Source organism: Flectobacillus rivi (assembly GCF_030056655.1).
GTDB classification, from domain to species: domain Bacteria; phylum Bacteroidota; class Bacteroidia; order Cytophagales; family Spirosomataceae; genus Flectobacillus; species Flectobacillus rivi.
Window position 1 is genome coordinate 350,414 of sequence record NZ_JASHIE010000009.1, and the last position, 18,875, is coordinate 369,288.

Consider the following 18,875-nt stretch of genomic DNA (forward strand, 5'->3'; position numbering starts at 1 on the left):
TTGAAGAATTTTGTAAAATGTTCTACCTCCGCAATCCAATATCCGCCATAGCAGATTTTTGCCAACCTTTGTAAACTATCAATTCATTACGTGCTAGAGGCTATTTCAATACAAAGTGCTGTTTGGCTTGAGTTTTTCTGAAAAGTACGATTCCAAACTGAAATAAGTCGATGCTTATACCAACACTGGGATGTTGTTTGATTTGTTCCCACGCTTCGGTCATTTCTTTAGACCAATAAATATCATCGAAAATCATAATCGAATTTTCATGAACTTTTGGCAAACAAATTTCAAAATAGGAAAGGGTAGGAGCTTTGCGATGGTTGGCATCGACAAAGATAAAATCAAGTGAGGAGAGTTTACTGACAACTTCTTGAAGCGTATGGTCGATGTTCCCTTTGATGATTGAAACATTATTAACGCCCAATTTTGCCAGATTTTCTTGAGCAATTGCAGCTGTTTGAGGACATCCCTCAAAGCTGTACACTTTGGCATTTTGACCACTCAATGCCATGTAGGCAGTGGTTAGTCCTAGCGAAGTCCCCAAATCTAAAATGGTAGATGACTGAAAATAGGTAACTAATCGAGCCAAAAGCTGTGCATATTTAGGAGGTTTTTGAGCAGTATTATTTAAGTCTGATATTTTTCGTTGATTGCCAGAATGAATTTTTGAGCCTGCACCCAATTCTGTAATTTCTATAGTTCTGGAATCTGACTTTAGGGCTTCACGAAGTGATTCAATCGATAGGATATGTTCGGGATTGTTTTGAATGCGCTTTGGTGCGTTGGCATCGGGAGGCTCAACACGGACTAATTGCAAATAACGACCATCGCGTGATTTGATGGCACGGTAATATAAGTCAAATACAAATGGCGAATGAACCGAATGTTCATCACCTGCTTTTAGAAGGTATTTTAGATAAGATAGAATCAAAATAATCAAGAATTAATTCAAACGATAAGGCACAGTCATCGTAAAGTCAGGAACGGCAACATTAAACTTTTTCCCATCAAATACACGCTCCATGGTATAACTACCTTTCATTTTGCCAATAGAGGTATTGAAATTACAACCACTCGAATACTCATGCGAATGCCCTGGTTCGATGATAGGTTGTTGACCCACTACGCCCTCGCCCGACACTTGTCGCTCTAGCCCATTGGCATCGACAATAATCCAATGGCGATGAAGTAGCTTGACAGTATATTCGCTTTCGTTTTCGATTTTTATACGATAAGAAAAAACAAAATGGGCATGAGATGGATTAGAGTATTGTGGTTGATACTCTGTTTCTACAGTTACTTTAATGCCATGTGTAATTGCCGAGACCATGTTTTTTACAATTTGGGTATGATGAATTTACAAGTGGTGCAAAATTCTTTATGTTTTAACAGCGTAAAAATAAATATAATTCCGATTTTGCTACTGTATTAACAAATACAAAGTTAGGTTTGAAAATGTGAAAATGTGTAGTTTTGTTAAAAAAGCATAGATCAATTTTTAGAATAATTAAATACTTTCTGTAAAACACCAAGAACGTATGGATGTAAAAATAGAGTCTTCATGGAAGACCAGACTAGCGGGCGAGTTCGAAAAGCCGTATTTTACTCAATTAGTATCATTTGTAAAAGAAGAATACCAATCTCAAAAGATATATCCTCCTGGAAAACTCATTTTCAACGCTTTTGATAAATGTCCTTTCGACCAAACAAAGGTAGTTATTTTGGGGCAGGATCCTTATCATGGCCTTAATCAAGCGATGGGATTATCTTTCTCAGTCAACGATGGAATTGCTTTTCCTCCTTCTTTAATCAATATTTTCAAAGAAATTAAAGACGATTTAGGTACAGATATGCCTGCCTCTGGAAATTTGGAGCGCTGGGCAACTCAAGGTGTATTATTATTGAATGCCACTTTGACTGTAAGAGCTAATAGCGCTGGCTCACATCAAAAAAAAGGTTGGGAACAGTTTACCGATGCCGTAATCAAATGTTTGTCCGATGAAAAAGAAGGTGTGGTATTTTTGCTTTGGGGAAAATATGCCCAAGATAAAGGTGCTGTGATAGATACTAAAAAGCATTTGGTGTTGAAATGCAAGCACCCTTCACCAATGTCGGCTAATCAAGGCGGATGGTTTGGTAACAAACATTTTTCACAGACCAATGCTTATTTGCTCAACAGAGGACAACAACCCATTGTGTGGTAACAAATGTTCATGCAGAATTGTGAGTGTATTCGCAATTCATAACTCTCGCTTATACAGTTTATTATGAAAAAAATCTTGCGTGTTTTAATTCTTTTATGTTGTTCGTTTGGTACTCTGGCTCAGCAGTCTGTAGTATCTCTCGAACTCACCAATACAGGAAAAGATACCTTATACCTTTCGTATGATCCACTGTTTCTTGGAGCAAAAGTGCGGAAAGACTTTTTTGTGGCAGCCTCTGGTATATCTGATGCCATTCAATTTGGGATAGCAGACGAAGGAATTGTAGATTTGAATTTTAGAGGAAAAGTGTTTCATCTGTATTTGGAAAGGGGAAATCAAGTAAAGATTAAAATTGATGGTAAAGATTGGCCAAAATCGCTTCAGATAGAGGGCTCATTAAATGCTGAAAATACTTTTTTACAGCAATTCAATGAAAAATTTGCTGATAATTTCAATGCTACAAAAGTATTTGCTCAAATGGCTGAAATCCCGATAGATTCATGGGAAATGACATTATTTGATGCTAAAAAAGCGCAATCCGATTTTTATAAAAAAGCCACAGGATTGGAGAAGTTTTCACCAAAATTTAAGCAATATATTGAAAACCAAATCCGCTGGAATTATTGGAACTACTTGTTGGCATATCCTATTGTCAAAGGCAATACAAATACTGCTCTTACCAAAGTAATGGCCTTGCCAAATACTTTGGTGGCCGATTTGGATACCAAAAAACTGCAAGACGAAGCCTTACTTTCGGACTCATATCGAAGCTTTTTGAGCTATTATGTGACCTATTTTAACTCAAAAGCACACGATTTTGAAAAGTACAAAGATCAAAGTAAGTCAATGACCGATAAGCATAGTTTTGCTAGAGAACATTTGCCATTGCTAAGTTATCAGTATTATTTGGCGTATTTGCTTTATAATAATTGTGACAAAGTGTTGCCTTCTGTAGCTCGTAATACCTTTGCTGCTTTGTCTGTCTCCTCTACTGCCGATGCTTGGTCAAAAGTAATTAAAGATAAGTGTGGGGTTATTTTAGGAGCAAAAGACGCCGAAATAGCGAAAGTACTAGAAGCAAAGGATGGTTCATTCAGGGCTGTAAATCTAAAAGGAGATAGTGTTGCGTTGTCGAGTCTGAAAGGTAAAATTTTGTATATTGATTTTTGGGCAACGTGGTGTAAACCATGTATTGAGGAGTTTCCTTATTCCAAAAAACTCATGCAATCTATACCGAGCAAATTCAAAAAAGATATTGAGTTTTTGTATATCTCGGTAGATGATACAGAAGAATTGTGGAAAAAGGGTGTTGAAAAACATGCTTTAATGGAAGGACTTAATTTGTTTTCAAAAGGAGGATGGTACTCTGAAGCCGCCAAACGCTTTAAATTGCAAGCGATTCCTAGGTATTTGATTATCAATAAAAAGGGGGAAATTGTTTACGAAAACGCCAAACGTCCTAGCGACCCACGAACTTTGGGAGAGTTGATACAATTACTAGAAGAGAAATAAATTCCAGAATTGAGTGATTGGTGAGTGCGTGAAAGAGTTATTCTAAATACGCCAATAGAGCCGCAATCCCTTGCATCTAGAGATGTGTCAAACCGAATGTTAAAATTAAGATGATTCTATAAATTTCATTAAAAAAGCGCTCGAAAACTGTTTTTCGAGCGCTTTTTTAATACCACTATGCTATGTTTGACTCCGCTTAAGACGCAAAGCATTGCGTCTCTACAAGTGAAACTAATCACTCATTCGCTAAATTACTCAATCACTAAATATGGAATTAAGCATCCATTTCTTGGAGCAAACTAGCAAAGAATACATATTTACCTTTGTAGCGAGCATCTACTTTAGCGATAAATTCGTCAAAATGGATTGCTTCATAAATATCATAATGTTGCTTAGTTTCGAAAGCATACTGAAATGAATAAGTAGCGCCACCATTGTGTACTTCAGTCAATAATTTTAAGATTTTGAAATTGGTTGGTAAGCCTGTCGCCATGATTTCGGGAATATGTTGAGATTTCATCCATGACAAAAACTCTACCTCGGCTTGTGTATCGATATTGAAAGTTACATTTTGCAAATACATGATTCTTCTGACCTTTTACAAAGATTGACTATTGATAAAAACAAAATCCATTATCGTGGAGGATAATGGATTTTGCAAAATTACAGTAAAAAATCTTATTGGTTTGCCATTTTACGGATTTCATCAAATTTCGTACAATTGGTAACACAATCACCGCTACTATTGAGGATAAACTTACCTCCCGATGTATCTATAAGCTCGAACTGCTTGGTAGCTGGCAAAATATTAATTTCATTAAAGGAACATGGAGCAATTTTAGCATTGAATTTATTGATAATTCCAAGCTTTCCATTGCCTTTTGACACGACAGCCAAACCATTATTGAAAGGCCGTATTTCGTCATAGTCGAAGGCTATTTGGACTTTTCCCTTTTTGTCGATAAAACCATATTTACCATTATCAAATTTTACACCGTATAAACCTTCTGTCGAATACAACATTTCTTTGTAGGCTGGTTTTGCAACTACACGACCCGAAGTATCAATAAGCCCCCATTTGCCTTCTTTCAATACTGGGAATAACTGGTTGGCATCAAATTTACGAATAGACTTGTATCCTTGTGCAGTGATACGACGAGCGTTGGCACGTTCTACCAAGTTAAACTCCATTTCTTCATCACCATCTTTGTTGGGTGTAAAAGTTTTTACTACCACATAGTTTCCATTGAAAATAGTATCTGTTGTGGCATATCTGATGCCAATAGGAGCTACTTCGTTTGTTTTTCCAATTACTACTGTTCCATTTTTATCATAAACCATATCTACTTTACAGTTACCAGATGGAATGCTACAGTTTTTGGCATTTTCACGTACAACTACCAACCCAAATTTATTGAAATTGGCAACTTCGTCATAAGCCAATGGAATTACTTCTGTTCCATCATGTTTGATATAACCACAACGAACAGCATTGCTTACATCTTTACAAGCTGAAATCAAACCGTATTGGTTGAAACTTCCCAAACTACGATAAACAGGGTCAATCACTACTTTGAGGTCAGTATTGATAAAACCAAAATACTTCCCGTCCTTGATAGGAGCTAGTCCAAAGCGGTTAAATTCTCCTATTGAAAGATACGATTTACTAGTGCGAAGGTCTTTGAAATCTACTAATTTAAAGCCTGTTTCATCTTTGGCTAAACCCAAATTTACAGTAGCAATACTTGGGTCAACGGGCATAGGAATGATACTTTCAAAAATAGGTTTTAGACGAATATTACCTTCGGTATCCATCAAACCCATTTTCTTATTTTGTTCAATAATCATCCATTTGCCTTGCTCGGTAGTTGCGCTAAGGTTATCGTAAATAGGGTCAATTTTGACTGTACCATCGTATTTGATAAGTCCAAAGAACTTACCAATCCTAACTCTTAGTAGTTCACGATTGAAGGCTAAAATTTCATCGTAGTATTCAGATAATACTTTTTTAGATTGGTCGTAAGAGTTGTCGATAAGGGCAAATTTGCCATTTTTGAATTTCGCAACACTAATACCATATTTGAGAGCTTTTGCTTCTACAACATTTTCGAGGGCTTCACTTTCATTGCCATATACATCTATGAAATACCATTCAAATTTTTTAACGAGTGCTTTTCCGTCGTTAAAATTCTCTGCTTTTTCAAATTGACATGGAATCACTTCGTCGCCACAGTAATTCAAGTATCCAAACACTTGGTCTTTCTTGATACGAGCAAAACCTTGATGGTAGTTTTCTACCAATCCGTAGCGAGAGTTTCCTTTGAACGATTCGAGCGGGAATCCTACAATTTCTTCTCCGTCGAGGTCATTCATTTTTACAAAATTCCCATCATTTTTTGCAGAAAAGCACTGTGCCGAAACCACCGCAGAATGGCGACTTTTGATTTCGCTTTTTTGTTCAATCTGAAAAATATCTCTGATGTTGTCTGTTTCGATGCTACGAATATCCGCTTTATATTTTTTGTCTAACTTGGCAATAAGACTGGCGAATGTTTCGGTTGGCGTGGATTTGTCTGCGGAGCTAGACACGGAAGAGAGTTCTACAACTAAAGGATTTCGGTTATTTTTTTCCAATACTTCTAATTTTGAACGAAGTATATTCACCGTTTGCTTACGAGCCGTACCGACTGACTCTAGTCGTTCGGTTACGCGCATATCACCAATAAAGGTATTGGTTGAGTCTTTTTTGGCTGCCGAAATGGCTTGTTGAGCAAAATTGTAGTGGCAATAACTGAGTAATAGCGTTAGGAGTAATTTTTTTTTCATCTTAATTAGGGCTTCTATACTTAAGGGTCGGGTTTTCGATAGTGATGTTGTGTTTAAGGGGCAATTAAAATAATGGGTAAAGCACTTTTGTATTAAGTATTGCGCAAAAAAACTTGATTTTGAGCGTTATCCTCTTACAAATGTAAGTAAATGACGTTTATGGGACAAGTCTTATACGTTTCTAAAAAACACCTTTAAAGATAATACAAATGCTTGAGAAACCATTTGTATTACCCAAAGATGTTTTAGTAATAACATGTCAATATTCTTTTGTGACCAAGCCTATCTTAGGATTCATTCAAAGCATTCCATAAAATTTCGACAGGGTGTAATGCGGTTCTGCCTGTACCATCCTTGATTTGATGACGACAACTAGTACCAGGCGCCGCAATGATTACATCTTCTGGTTGTTGACGCACTGTTGGGAAAAGTACTAACTCGCCAATTTTCATGGAAGTTTCATAATGTTCTTCCTCATAACCAAACGAACCTGCCATTCCGCAACAACCCGAAGGAATGAGTTGCACTTCGAAGTTTTTAGGTAACGAAAGAAGTTTTTTGGTAGGAATTAGCGAAGATAAAGCCTTTTGATGGCAGTGACCATGCAATTTTATTAAGCGTTTTTCTTTCGTAAACCAATCTGGCGAAATATGTTTTTTATCTATTTCTTGTGCCAAAAACTCATCAATTAAGTACGTGTTGTCTGCCACAAGCTCCGCCTCTGCACGATATTCAGCAGGTACCAAATCGAGATATTCATCACGTAATGTTAGAATCGCTGATGGCTCTATTCCAATGATAGGACTTTGGTCTTCGAGGGCTTTTGCCAACAGTTTTACATTTTGAATCGCGATTTTTTGTGCCTCCCTAACCATACCTTTTGACAAATAGGTACGTCCACTTTCGATATGTTCTGGAATATGAACTTCGTAGCCCAGTGCTGTCAACAATTTGATAGTCACTTTGCCTAATTCGACATCATTATAATTGGTGAACTCGTCACAGAATAGATATACTTTTCCTTGTTTTCGAACCTTACTTGGTTTTCCGTTAAAAGGCTTGATGCTATTTTTCTGGCGTTTGGCTTGTGTTTTCAAGCGATTCAATTGCCAGTTACGCAGGGTTATATTGCCGAGCGTAGGCAAACTTCTTTCTTGGGCAAACCCTAAGGTTTTTTTGATGAATTTACTTGTTACAGCGTTCTGAGCAAAGAAATTATATACTCTTGGAAATGCCATCCCCAATGCCTGTGATTTGGTAAAACTACCAATCATTTTGGTTCTGAAAGAAATACCATTGACATCATAATAGTGCTGAAGAAATTCAGCTTTCATCTTGGCAATATCTACTTGTGATGGGCACTCTGCTTTACAGCCTTTACAAGACAAACACAAATCCATTACTTCCTTGATTTCTGGATGATTAAATGGATTTTCTTGGGTAGAATTAGTTAAAAATTGACGTAGAATATTGGCTCTTGCACGCGTGGTATCTTTTTCTTGTCGAGTTGCCATATAACTTGGGCACATGGTACCACCAGTAACTTCGGTTTTACGGCAATCGCCTGAGCCTGAACATTTTTCAGCTAATCGTAAAATGCTTTCCTGTTTACTGAAATCGAAAATAGTATTTACCTTGTTAGGAACTTTTCCTACGTCATATCGCAAGAATTCGTTCATTGGAGGAGTATCTACAATTTTATTGGCGTTAAAAATCTTTTTCTCATCAAAAATTCCTTTAATCTCCCTGAACAAATCATAGACTTCTTTGCCCATCATAAAAGGAATAAACTCACCACGTAAACGACCGTCGCCGTGCTCGCCACTCAAAGAACCATCGTATTTTTTGACCAAAGCTGCGGTTTCGGCCAATACGGTTCTAAATAATTGCTTTCCTTCCTCAGTTTTGAGGTTAATCATTGGCTCTACGTGCAATTCGCCTGCGCCTGCGTGAGCGTAATAGGAAGCATTCAATCCATGTTTTTCTAACAAGGTATGAAGTTCTTCAATATAAGCAGGCAAGTGTTCTGGAGCTACGGCACAGTCCTCGATAAGATTGACTGGTTGGGTATCTCCCGGTAGATTTCGAATCAATCCAAGTCCAGCTTTGCGGACGTCCCAAGCGGGTTTGGTATCAGCGCCTCTGATGATTGGATGAGCATATCCCAAATTAGCCTCTTTCAAATCTTTAATCATGGCATCACACAGTTTGGAAAGCTGTTCCTGCGTATCTGCCATAAATTCAACCATCAAGATAGCTTGAGGGTCGCCTTCAATAAAAAATCTATTTTTATGGTATTCGTGGTGTCCTTTGGTAAAATCTAGAATGTATTTATCTACCAATTCTGAAGCCATTGGTCGGTGTTTCAGTGCAATCAAGTTGGCATGAAGCGATTCGCCAATCGAGTTACAATGAATACATACTAATGCCGATTCGGTAGGAGGTAGGGGAAGAAGATTGATTTTAGCCTCCGTCACAAATGCCAGTGTCCCTTCAGAGCCAGAGAGTAATTGACAAAAGTTAAATGGTTTTGTGGATTGAGGTTGAAAAATCTCGTTGTCACTCAGCATATCCAAAGCATATCCTGTATTGCGTCGTGTTAGATTTTTGTTGGGGAAAGCTTTTTCAATAGACTCCTGAATAAAAGGATTATTGAGGGCACGATGGACTTCACGATAAATATGCCCTTCTAAGGTTTTGAGCCTTGCTTTTTCGTAAAAACTTGGTCTATCCAGAGCTTTAAATTCGGCTTCTGTACCATCGCTCAATAACACTTTTGCCTCGAGCAAATGCGTACGGGTATCGCCCCACACAATTGAATGAAGCCCACAAGAGTTATTACCTATCATACCTCCAATCATAGCACGACTAGACGTGGAGGTTTCTGGACCAAAAAGTAAACCGTAGGGCTTGAGATAGGCGTTAAGGTCGTCCCGGATTACGCCAGGTTGCACACGCACCCAACGTTCCTCCACATTGACTTCCAAAACTTGATTGAGATATTTCGAAATATCCACGATAATACCTTTCCCAACTACCTGTCCAGCCAGCGATGTTCCAGCCGACCGAGGAATCAGCGTCACGTGATATTCGTTGGCAAAACGAATCAAAGTTTGAATATCGCTTGCATTTTTGGGCACCGCCACTGCGATAGGTTTTTCTTGATAAACAGAGGCATCGGTCGAATAGATCAACTTCTGAGCTTGGTGCTCTGCCGAATTATCATAGTACAACTCGCCTGCAAAATTGACTTGCAAGTCTTGGAAATTAGAAATCGTAAGCTTTTTTGACATGCCTTTGAGCCATTAGGATTAGAATAACTAATCTTTCATGTCATTTGAACAATTATGAAAGAATCGGTTAGTGAGTAGGTAAAACCGTCCGTAAATTTAGGATTTGATGTTACAATAATGAACAAAGTTTTCAACTTTATTTCCAGTCTTAAACTTATATTGCCACTCATGCTGTCAGAAAGTGCTATTGGTCATTTCTTGATTTGATTTCGAAGTACACTCTCGTAATTTTAAATTACCATTTATGAGAAAACTCTAAAGGGTGTCTTCGTACGTTTATTCATCTTGTAGCATATATGAAGTTTCTTCGACAAATTTTTGAAAGCTTTCGCTTCGCATGGCAAGCTTTACGCACAAATCTTCTACGTACAACCCTGTCATTGTTGGGTGTAACTGTGGGTATATTTTCTATTGTAGCCGTATTTACTGTGGTAGATTCAATGAATATGAACATCAGGAGCCAAATTGATTCATTTGGAAAAGGTGTAGTTTACGTAGGAAAATGGCCTTGGATTATGAGTAATAGCTATCCTTGGTGGAAGTATATCAATCGTCCTAATATGAAGTATGCCGAATACCAGTATTTGAAGGATAACTTAGAAAATGCGCAAGCAATTTCTATTATGGATGGGCGTATGACAACCCTAAAACGCAAAAGCAATAGTATGGAAGTGCGATTGGCAGGTGTGAGTTATGACTATAATGCTATTTCGGATGTGCCAGTGGGCGAAGGGCGATATTTCATGCCAAGTGAAACAGATAACTCTGCTTTCTCTATTATTTTGGGTGCAAAGGTAAAAGCGGCTTTATTCCCGAACCAAAGCGATGTGATTGGAGAGGAAATCAAAGTGAATGGGATCAAGTTTAGAGTAATCGGAACGATGAATCTCAAAGGAGAAGACTTGATTAGCTTGGGCGGTTCGCCCGACGATAGAGCGTATATTCCATATACTACCTATGCCAATGTTTTCCAAAAAGATCAGCCTGAGCCAGATATTGCTATCAAAGCTTTTGATTGGGATGCTGGGCAAGAAACACTCGAAGGTGAGGTTACTGGTTTGATGCGTGGACGAAGAGGATTAAAACCTGCACAAGAGGAAAATTTTTCTATTAATAGGCTCGATGGTGCAGTGAAATTCTTCGATTCAATTTTTGCTCAACTCAACGTTGGCGGCTTTTTTATTGCCTTATTCTCCTTGCTAGTGGGAGGTTTCGGAATTGCCAATATTATGTTTGTGTCGGTAAAAGAGCGTACTAATATCATCGGTATTCAAAAATCGCTAGGAGCTAAAAACTATTTTATTTTGTTTCAATTCCTTTTTGAGTCGGTCTTGTTGAGTTTGATTGGGGGCTTTGTAGGCATTGGTATAGTATGGCTAATCTCCCTTTTACCGTTAGGCTCATTGACCTTGATTTTGAGCTTTAAAAATATTTTCTGGGGATTGTTTACCTCAACAGTCATTGGTGTTTTATCAGGAATTATTCCTGCATGGTCGGCTGCCAGAATGGACCCTGTTACCGCGATTCGTTCAAAATAGTGTCCTTTTGAATTTATCTCGTCTGATGTATTGTAAAGCTTCTTAAAGTTTCGCAAATTTGAAAAGACTATAATAATAGTCTTTTCACAGAATAAGAAATCAATAAGAAGTACAGTTGATGCTTTTAAAATGATAGTGTCAGCTTCATAAACAGCAAGATAATTTTCACCCAAAACGTCCAAACAAGTATGGCATTCAACGAACAATTCGACGCCGCAAAAAAAGCCACTAGTGCATTTTTTAGAAAATTAATTATCAGTATCATCAGTATCGCACTTTTAGCGGTTGTTGGGTCTTTTTTACTTACAAAAATCTCATATTCTGAAGGAGAGCGAGCAGGGGTAGTGTCAAAATTCTCTAAAAAAGGGGTGATGTTCAAAACTTTTGAAGGAGAACTCAATGTAGGTGCGCAAGGACAAGTGGGGAATATGGTGAATAATATGTGGGCTTTTACGGTAGATAATAACGACGAAAAAATTGTTCAACAGTTAGAAGATGCCATGCTTACAGGCAAGCGTGTTCGTTTGCATTATGAACAACGATATATGAAGTTTTCTTGGATGGGAGATACGGAATATTTTGTCACACGTTTAGATTTCGCTCCAGACGGAAGATAGTTTTTTACGATTTGATCTTTTTTCAATAGAAATTAAAAGGCGACCTCAAATTTGAGGTCGCCTTTTATTATGTTCTACTAGCCGATAATTAAGTAAGAGAAATGAGTTTTGTAATAATCACCCATTTCTCATATTACACAACTACAAACTAAGTGTTGAAAGTACGTTGTTCATATTACGAACTGCATCCGCTGATTTGCTAAATAATGCTTGCTCTTCTTCATTGAGGTTGTAATCAATGATTTTTTCCCAACCTGTTTTACCAAGAACAACCGGTACACCCAAACAAATATCAGATTGACCATATTCGCCTTCAAGGAATACCGAGCAAGGAATTACACGTTTTTCATCACGGATGATTGATTCTACTACCGCTGCCGATGCTGCACCAGGCGCATACCAAGCCGAAGTACCTAATAAACCCGTAAGTGTTGCTCCACCTACCATGGTATCTGCCGCTACTTTATCAAGTGTTGCCCCATCCAAGTAGTTGGCTACTGGCGTACCGTTCCAAGTAGCAAGGCGCTTCAATGGAATCATGGTAGTATCACCGTGACCACCAATTACTGTAGCATGAAGGTCGTTTGGAGAAACATTCATGGCCAATGACAAATAGCACTTGAAGCGAGCCGAGTCCAAAGCACCACCCATACCAATGATACGGTTTTTAGGAAGCCCCGACGCTTTCAATGCCAAATAGGTCATTGTATCCATAGGATTTGAAACGATTACAAAAATGGCATCTGGTGAGTATTGCAAGATATTGTCCACTACCGATTTAACAATGCCAGCGTTCACTCCAATGAGTTCTTCGCGAGTCATACCTGGTTTACGTGGAAGCCCCGACGTAATAACTACTACGTCTGAATTAGCAGTTTTTGAGTAATCATTCGTAACACCAGTTAAAGTTGTGTCCCAGCCCAATAGCGCAGCTGTTTGGAACATATCTAAGGCTTTTCCTTCTGCAAACCCTTGCTTAATATCCAGCAACACGACTTCGTCTGCTAATTCTTTACGAGCAATGTTATCGGCAGTAGTAGCACCCACGGCCCCTGCACCCACGACAGTTATTTTAGACATGATGATTTTTGATTAATTGTTTTGTTAAATAGAATGATTCAATCAATGCTTTCATAATGGAGAACAACGCCTTGAATTTTGCTCAAACATGTACGTTTTTGCATTGTTAGTCTTTGTAGCAAGACCCTACAAATGTAAAGCATTTAGGCATTCTGAAAACATGGATTTCTAAAATTATGTAAATTTTTTATAGGAAAGTTGCTAAACGGTATATTTGCCTTCTCAATAACTTTATTTGTATGTTTGAATAGAAAAAGATAAACAATCTTTTGATTATCAATTGATTTATCTCATCATTTATGAATAATTTAAACGGTTTATATATCAAAAACGCCGCTTGTAGCGTTTTATGTTTTACCGCAATATTAAATTTACTAACTTTCGGTAAATTTTGAGGGTAACAATTTTTGAAAATTAGCTATACTATGTTAAGCGAAATATAGATAAAATAGTGCCCATGTTCTGTTAAATTATTAAAAAATATGGCACAAGACGATTTAGCTTCGAGAGTATTAAATTCAATATTTTTTAAGAGTGCAACCAAAAAAGCTAGCAAATATGCCATGGGAAGTTTGGCCCTTTTAGAGTTATTAAGAGAGGTGCTTTCTAAAGCAAAAGATGTTGCTGATAAAGAAAATAAAGGGGTTGGTCAGGTCTTAACGGACAAGCTAACAACTTTGTCGAGAATGGTAAAAGCATACGTATCGGGACAATACCGTATAGTACCGTGGCCAACAATTCTCAAAATTGTAGCAGTTTTGATTTACTTTGTGTCGCCAATAGATGTAATTCCAGATATTTTGCCCATAATTGGCTTGACGGATGACCTTGCTATTGTGTTATGGCTTTTTAGAGCCTTGCACGAAGACATCGAGAACTTTGAAGCTTGGGAAAGAAATCAACTTTTTCAAGACTTTAGTATCGAATAAGTAAACCAAAATTCTTCGGACGCTAATTGCCAAAATATCGGTAATGAAAAGTCCATAATCCAAAATCATTAAGTATATTTACAAAAATTTTTAACTCAATACAGAAATGGAACTGACTTCAATCTTATTATTCTTGAACGGTTTAGGTGGCGGCGAATTATTGTTGATTGGCTTAGCTATGTTGTTATTCTTTGGTGGAAAAAAATTGCCTGAATTAATGAAGGGATTGGGTAAAGGTATCAAAGAATTCAAAGACGCACAAAAAGACGTTCAGGAGCAGATTACAAAAGGTTTGGACGATACAAAATAGTATTGGCTCGTATTTGATTTGTATAACTGAGTGATAAAACTTAGTGCCAATCGTAACATAATCAAATTGCCGAAAATAGTGTGTAACACATTGTTTTCCTGTACTTATTACCTTACATAATTGCATAGTTAGGTTTGCATTGCAATCCTGACTATGCTCTTGTTTTTTTATAGTCATTACCATTTTATTTACTTTCTGTTACCTTGAAAAATTATACATCACTACAGAGTATTCAAGCTGATTTATATGCAGGAGATATTACCTGCCGCCAACTTGTAGAATTTTATCTTCAAAATATTACTGAAAAAAATACCCAATTAAATGCCTTCCTGAAAGTGTTTGATCAAGAAGCATTGGCAAAAGCTGATGAAATTGATCAAAAAATCAAAGCTGGAACTGCTGGTAAATTGGCAGGTATGGTGATTGGTATTAAAGACCTGTTGTGCTATAAAGATCACCCTTCAGCAGCAGGAAGTAGAATTCTTGAAGGTTTTGAATCTCAATTTAATGCTACTGCCGTTCAAAGGGTAATCGATGCTGATGCCATCATTATTGGTTCACAAAACTGTGATGAGTTTGGAATGGGCTCGACCAACGAAAACTCAGCCTATGGTGCTTGTCTCAACGCAGTTGGCGAAAGCCGTGTAGCGGGTGGATCTTCGGGTGGTTCGGCTGTGGCAGTACAAGCAGATATGTGCTTAGCTTCTTTGGGTACAGATACAGGTGGTTCTGTACGTATGCCAGCAGGTTTTTGTGGTTTGGTGGGTTTAAAACCAACCTATACAAGGGTGTCAAGATGGGGTCTCATTGCATATGCTTCATCATTTGACTGTATTGGTCCTATTACTAAATCGGTGGAAGACGCAGCAATATTATTAGAGATAATTGCAGGAAAAGACGAACAAGATAGTACTGTTTCAACCTTAGATGTTCCTCAATATTCTGCTTTTGATACGACCCATAAAACTTTGAAAATTGGGTATTTGAAAGAAGCTGTTGAAAGTACAGGTCTTCAACCAGAAGTACGCGAGGCTACTTGGGCAAAACTTGAAGCGTTGAAAGCTGCTGGTCATGTGGTAGAGGCGGTAGAGTTTCCATTAATCAAGTATTTTCTTCCAACTTACTATATTTTAACAACGGCTGAAGCTAGCTCAAACCTATCTCGTTTTGATGGAGTAAAGTATGGTCACCGTTCCAATCAAGCAACAGATTTGATGTCGATGTACAAAAAATCAAGAGCTGAAGGATTTGGTAAGGAAGTAAAGCGCCGTATTATGTTAGGAACTTTTGTATTGAGTGCATCTTATTATGATGCCTATTATACCAAAGCACAAAAAGTGAGAAGATTGATTAAGGATTATACAGACCAATTATTGTCTGAATATGACTTTTTGGTTTGTCCTACAACACCGACTACTGCCTACAAAATAGGAGAAAAGACATCAGATCCTATCCAAATGTATCTGGGTGACTTGTTTACGGTTCAAGCCAATGTAGTAGGTTTGCCAGCTATTTCTATTCCTAATGGTGTCGATAATGATGGTATGCCGATTGGGTTTCAAATTATGGCAGGGGCATTTCAAGAGGAGGCTTTGTTGAATTTTGCGAAGAGCTTATATTAGTCTTTAGGTATCAGTATTTCACTGATTGAAAATACATAAGTAAGAATAAACTTTTGAGGTCTAACATGAGTCTAAACCTAGATTGATGTTAGACTTTTTGTTTGGTAGAATACTTTAGTCTACACAATTTTTTTATACCCTATAGATACGCACAGAGGATGAGTTTCGAAAATCCCTTAAAATAGAAGTATTCTTAATGTTTCTTGTAATAATTCAATACTTTGTTTTTGTCGTACAATAAAATTGTGGTTTACTTAGTTAAAAATCAGTAACTTTGTTTAAAGTCCAAATATTGACATTACCATAAAGAACGGATAAACACACTGCCCATAAGAATTTAGAAAAGATAAAGTGTTTCAAAAGCTTCTCATTTTGCCTACGGGATTGAGCACGCATAACACGCCAGAGATATTATATTCCTTAAATCCTTATTAGAGAATTAAATGACATTGACTACATTTCGCTCGATTTTGGCAGGTTCACTGTTAATGGTTGCCTTGAGCAGTCAAGCACAGGTATCAGCAGCCTCATCGACTACCGAAAATCAAGGAACAGTGGACACGCTTTCGGTTAAGCCAGTGTATCCGCAAACCGCAACACCTCCAGCCGTTGCAGAACCTACATGGTTAATTGACCCTAATATTGTTAAGCCTCGTTTAGAAGCGCTTCAAAGAGAAATCCCATTGACTTACAATAGTACTACTCATCAGTTTGTGGAGTATTTTGCTTTTCGTAAACCCTCGTTTACGAAAACAATGCTCGAACGAAAAGATATGTATTTCCCTTTGTATGAAAAATACCTCAAAAAATACGGCTTGCCTGACGAATTAAAGTATCTTTCTTTGATTGAATCTGGGCTGAATCCAAGAGCCATGTCTCGTGTAGGTGCGGGTGGGCTTTGGCAATTTATGCCTAAAACAGCTAGAATAGATTTTGGATTAAAAATTGATGATTACGTAGACGAGCGATTTGACCCAGAAAAGGCTACAGAAGCAGCATGCCGCTATATGCGTCAGTTGTACAATATTTTTGGAGATTGGCATTTAGTTTTGGCAGCTTATAACACAGGCCCTGGCAATGTTCGTCGTGCGATTCGTCGTTGTAATGGAGGACAAACTTTTTGGGATATTTATAACTGTTTGCCTAAAGAAACAAGAGGATATGTGCCACAATACATAGGTATTTTGTACATGATGAATCATGCAGACTCTCATGATATTGTGCCTGAAAATTATGAGTTAGCGATCGAACACGATACGATTCAGATTAACTCTTATTTGGATTTAGATAAATTGGCTACAATGGCTAATATCAATTTGGAAAGCATCCAAAAGCTTAATCCTCATATCCTGACTCATATTTTACCAAATAATACTCGTAATTTCTCACTAAAACTCCCTAAAAGTGAATTGGCATATTTCAGGTCAAATCGTTTAATGATTATGGATTCTGCTTCAAAAATGCCAACTAATATGCTTGTTCCTGCTGGGGTAGAATTAGCAGGTCAACAACAATCGCGTGAAGATTCAGTACCTATTGTGGTAGTAAACAAACCTACTGAACAACTGGTAGAGGACGATGTAGAGGAGGTAATCAAACGTAAACCTAAAAAAATCACATACAAGGTTCATAAGGGCGATAATCTTTTTGCTATTGCTGATAAATTCAATGTTGAAGTGTATGACTTAAAGGTTTGGAATAAACTGCGTAAGTCTGGTATTCAAACAGGACAAACATTGGTGATTTTCAAGGAATCAGCAGTTACAAGCTCAGAGAAATATGCTCGCTCGAATGTAAGAGAAAAAGAAGATATTCGTAAAGGAAAAATAAAATTCCATACTGTTGAACAAGGAGATACCCTTTGGAATATTTCACAACGCTATGGAGGTATTTCTGTAGAAAAATTGAAAAAAATGAATGGAATTAAAGGTAACGTTGTTAAAGCTGGTATGAAGCTTCGTGTATCTTAAGTTACTTACACTGATATTAAATCATTTAAAAGTCCGCATAAAGGCAATTTGGCTTATGCGGACTTTTTCTGTATTTTTGAAAGATACAATTCTCAAGGAAAGTTATCATCCAAGTTGTTTTTTGCCACAAAAAATGCTAGCCATAATACAATAAACTGGTATGATTTTGTATAGTAATATTACAAGTTTGGTGTGAGCACAAGCAAAACTTGAGTTGTATATTTTCTAAAACCTGCATTAAATACCTCTTTCTGATTTGCTAGGAGTATTTCTTCGGCCATATATCAAACTTTATTATTCAAACAAAAAGAATTATGATTGCCTATATAGATGGTAAACTTGCGCATAAAGATCCAGCCTTTGTTATTATCGACGTCCAAGGAGTAGGATACGAAATCAAAATATCACTACAAACTTACAGCGCTCTCCAAGACGGAACAGAACGTTGTAAGCTCTATACATATCTCAATATCCGTGAGGATGCCCATGTGCTTTATGGGTTTAAGGAGTTTGACGAAAAAACCTTGTTTTTAGATCTCATCAGCGTTTCGGGTATTGGACCCAATACAGCCTTAATTATGCTTTCGTCATTGTCATCTGGCGAAATCCGTCAGGCTTTGGTAAATGAGGACGTCAAAACGATTCAGAGCATTAAAGGTATTGGTGCAAAAACTGCCCAACGTGCTATTATCGAACTGAAAGATAAGTTGAAGAAAGAAATACTAATAGGAGGTACCCCAACATCATTATTGGCTCCTTCTGGCAATAAAGTGCGTGGTGAGGCACTCGCAGCACTAGTAACATTGGGTATTCCTAAAAATGTGGCAGAAAAGAGTTTGGATGCCATTATCAAGAAAGAAGGCGACAGCCTATCGGTCGAGCAACTTATCAAGCTTGCCTTACGATAATTTAATAGACAATTCAGCCTCAATTATAGCATGGGCTTCCAAAAAAAGCCCATGTTCCAAAAT

15 protein-coding genes are annotated in these 18,875 nt (G+C 37.5%); 9 read left to right on the plus strand and 6 right to left on the minus strand.

What is annotated here, in order from left to right; genetic code table 11:
• Positions 1-100: 100 nt before the first annotated feature.
• Entirely contained in the window at positions 101-934 is an 834-nt protein-coding gene (locus QM481_RS14205; RefSeq protein WP_283382225.1) for an O-methyltransferase, read from the minus strand.
• 12 nt (positions 935-946) lie between these two features.
• Entirely contained in the window at positions 947-1,333 is a 387-nt protein-coding gene (gene apaG, locus QM481_RS14210) for a Co2+/Mg2+ efflux facilitator ApaG/CorD (protein WP_166552156.1), read from the minus strand.
• 208 nt (positions 1,334-1,541) lie between these two features.
• Between apaG and ung the strand changes: the two genes are divergently transcribed.
• Together ung and QM481_RS14220 are read left to right on the plus strand one after the other, a co-directional pair.
• Positions 1,542-2,207 carry a uracil-DNA glycosylase gene (ung, locus tag QM481_RS14215; RefSeq protein WP_166552155.1) on the plus strand — a complete coding sequence of 222 codons (666 nt, stop codon included), beginning with the start codon at positions 1,542-1,544 and terminating at the stop codon, positions 2,205-2,207.
• Positions 2,208-2,270: 63 nt separating this feature from the next.
• Positions 2,271-3,719: a TlpA family protein disulfide reductase gene (locus QM481_RS14220; protein ID WP_283382226.1), complete on the plus strand. Its 1,449-nt coding sequence runs from the start codon at positions 2,271-2,273 to the stop codon at positions 3,717-3,719.
• A gap of 274 nt (positions 3,720-3,993) precedes the next feature.
• Here QM481_RS14220 and QM481_RS14225 read toward each other — a convergent pair whose 3' ends face one another.
• From QM481_RS14225 to QM481_RS14235, 3 genes are all read right to left on the minus strand, one after another.
• Positions 3,994-4,302 carry a DUF4286 family protein gene (locus QM481_RS14225; protein WP_166552153.1) on the minus strand — a complete coding sequence of 103 codons (309 nt, stop codon included), beginning with the start codon at positions 4,300-4,302 and terminating at the stop codon, positions 3,994-3,996.
• Positions 4,303-4,397: 95 nt separating this feature from the next.
• Positions 4,398-6,545, minus strand: coding sequence for a WG repeat-containing protein (locus QM481_RS14230; RefSeq protein ID WP_283382227.1), 2,148 nt, complete (start codon positions 6,543-6,545; stop codon positions 4,398-4,400).
• Positions 6,546-6,832: 287 nt separating this feature from the next.
• The gene (locus QM481_RS14235; protein WP_283382228.1) at positions 6,833-9,838 is read right to left on the minus strand and encodes an FAD-binding and (Fe-S)-binding domain-containing protein; all 3,006 of its coding nucleotides are present in this window, start codon (positions 9,836-9,838) and stop codon (positions 6,833-6,835) included.
• A gap of 296 nt (positions 9,839-10,134) precedes the next feature.
• Between QM481_RS14235 and QM481_RS14240 the strand changes: the two genes are divergently transcribed.
• Both QM481_RS14240 and QM481_RS14245 read left to right on the plus strand, forming a co-directional pair.
• A complete protein-coding gene (locus tag QM481_RS14240; protein ID WP_166552150.1) occupies positions 10,135-11,376 on the plus strand; it encodes an ABC transporter permease in 1,242 nt (413 codons plus the stop codon).
• A gap of 188 nt (positions 11,377-11,564) precedes the next feature.
• The gene (locus QM481_RS14245) at positions 11,565-11,993 is read left to right on the plus strand and encodes a DUF8785 domain-containing protein (protein ID WP_166578465.1); all 429 of its coding nucleotides are present in this window, start codon (positions 11,565-11,567) and stop codon (positions 11,991-11,993) included.
• 141 nt (positions 11,994-12,134) lie between these two features.
• On the opposite strand, the gene mdh is transcribed toward QM481_RS14245, so the two are convergent.
• Complete coding sequence (mdh, locus tag QM481_RS14250; protein WP_095166440.1) at positions 12,135-13,073, minus strand: malate dehydrogenase; 939 nt, start codon at positions 13,071-13,073, stop codon at positions 12,135-12,137.
• A 482-nt stretch (positions 13,074-13,555) separates the two neighbouring features.
• Here mdh and QM481_RS14255 point away from each other — a divergent pair, with 482 nt between their 5' ends.
• The 5 genes from QM481_RS14255 (at position 13,556) to ruvA (ending at position 18,812) form a co-directional block, all read left to right on the plus strand.
• Positions 13,556-14,002, plus strand: a complete 447-nt coding sequence (locus QM481_RS14255; RefSeq protein WP_166552149.1) for a YkvA family protein — start codon at positions 13,556-13,558, stop codon at positions 14,000-14,002.
• Positions 14,003-14,108: 106 nt separating this feature from the next.
• Complete coding sequence (locus tag QM481_RS14260; RefSeq protein ID WP_095166444.1) at positions 14,109-14,312, plus strand: Sec-independent protein translocase subunit TatA/TatB; 204 nt, start codon at positions 14,109-14,111, stop codon at positions 14,310-14,312.
• A gap of 203 nt (positions 14,313-14,515) precedes the next feature.
• Complete coding sequence (gene gatA / locus QM481_RS14265; RefSeq protein WP_283382229.1) at positions 14,516-15,934, plus strand: Asp-tRNA(Asn)/Glu-tRNA(Gln) amidotransferase subunit GatA; 1,419 nt, start codon at positions 14,516-14,518, stop codon at positions 15,932-15,934.
• 443 nt (positions 15,935-16,377) lie between these two features.
• On the plus strand, positions 16,378-17,904 hold the full coding sequence (locus QM481_RS14270; RefSeq protein ID WP_283382230.1) for a lytic transglycosylase domain-containing protein: 1,527 nt from the start codon (positions 16,378-16,380) through the stop codon (positions 17,902-17,904).
• A gap of 314 nt (positions 17,905-18,218) precedes the next feature.
• On the plus strand, positions 18,219-18,812 hold the full coding sequence (ruvA, locus tag QM481_RS14275) for a Holliday junction branch migration protein RuvA (protein WP_283382231.1): 594 nt from the start codon (positions 18,219-18,221) through the stop codon (positions 18,810-18,812).
• Positions 18,813-18,875 lie beyond the last annotated feature (63 nt).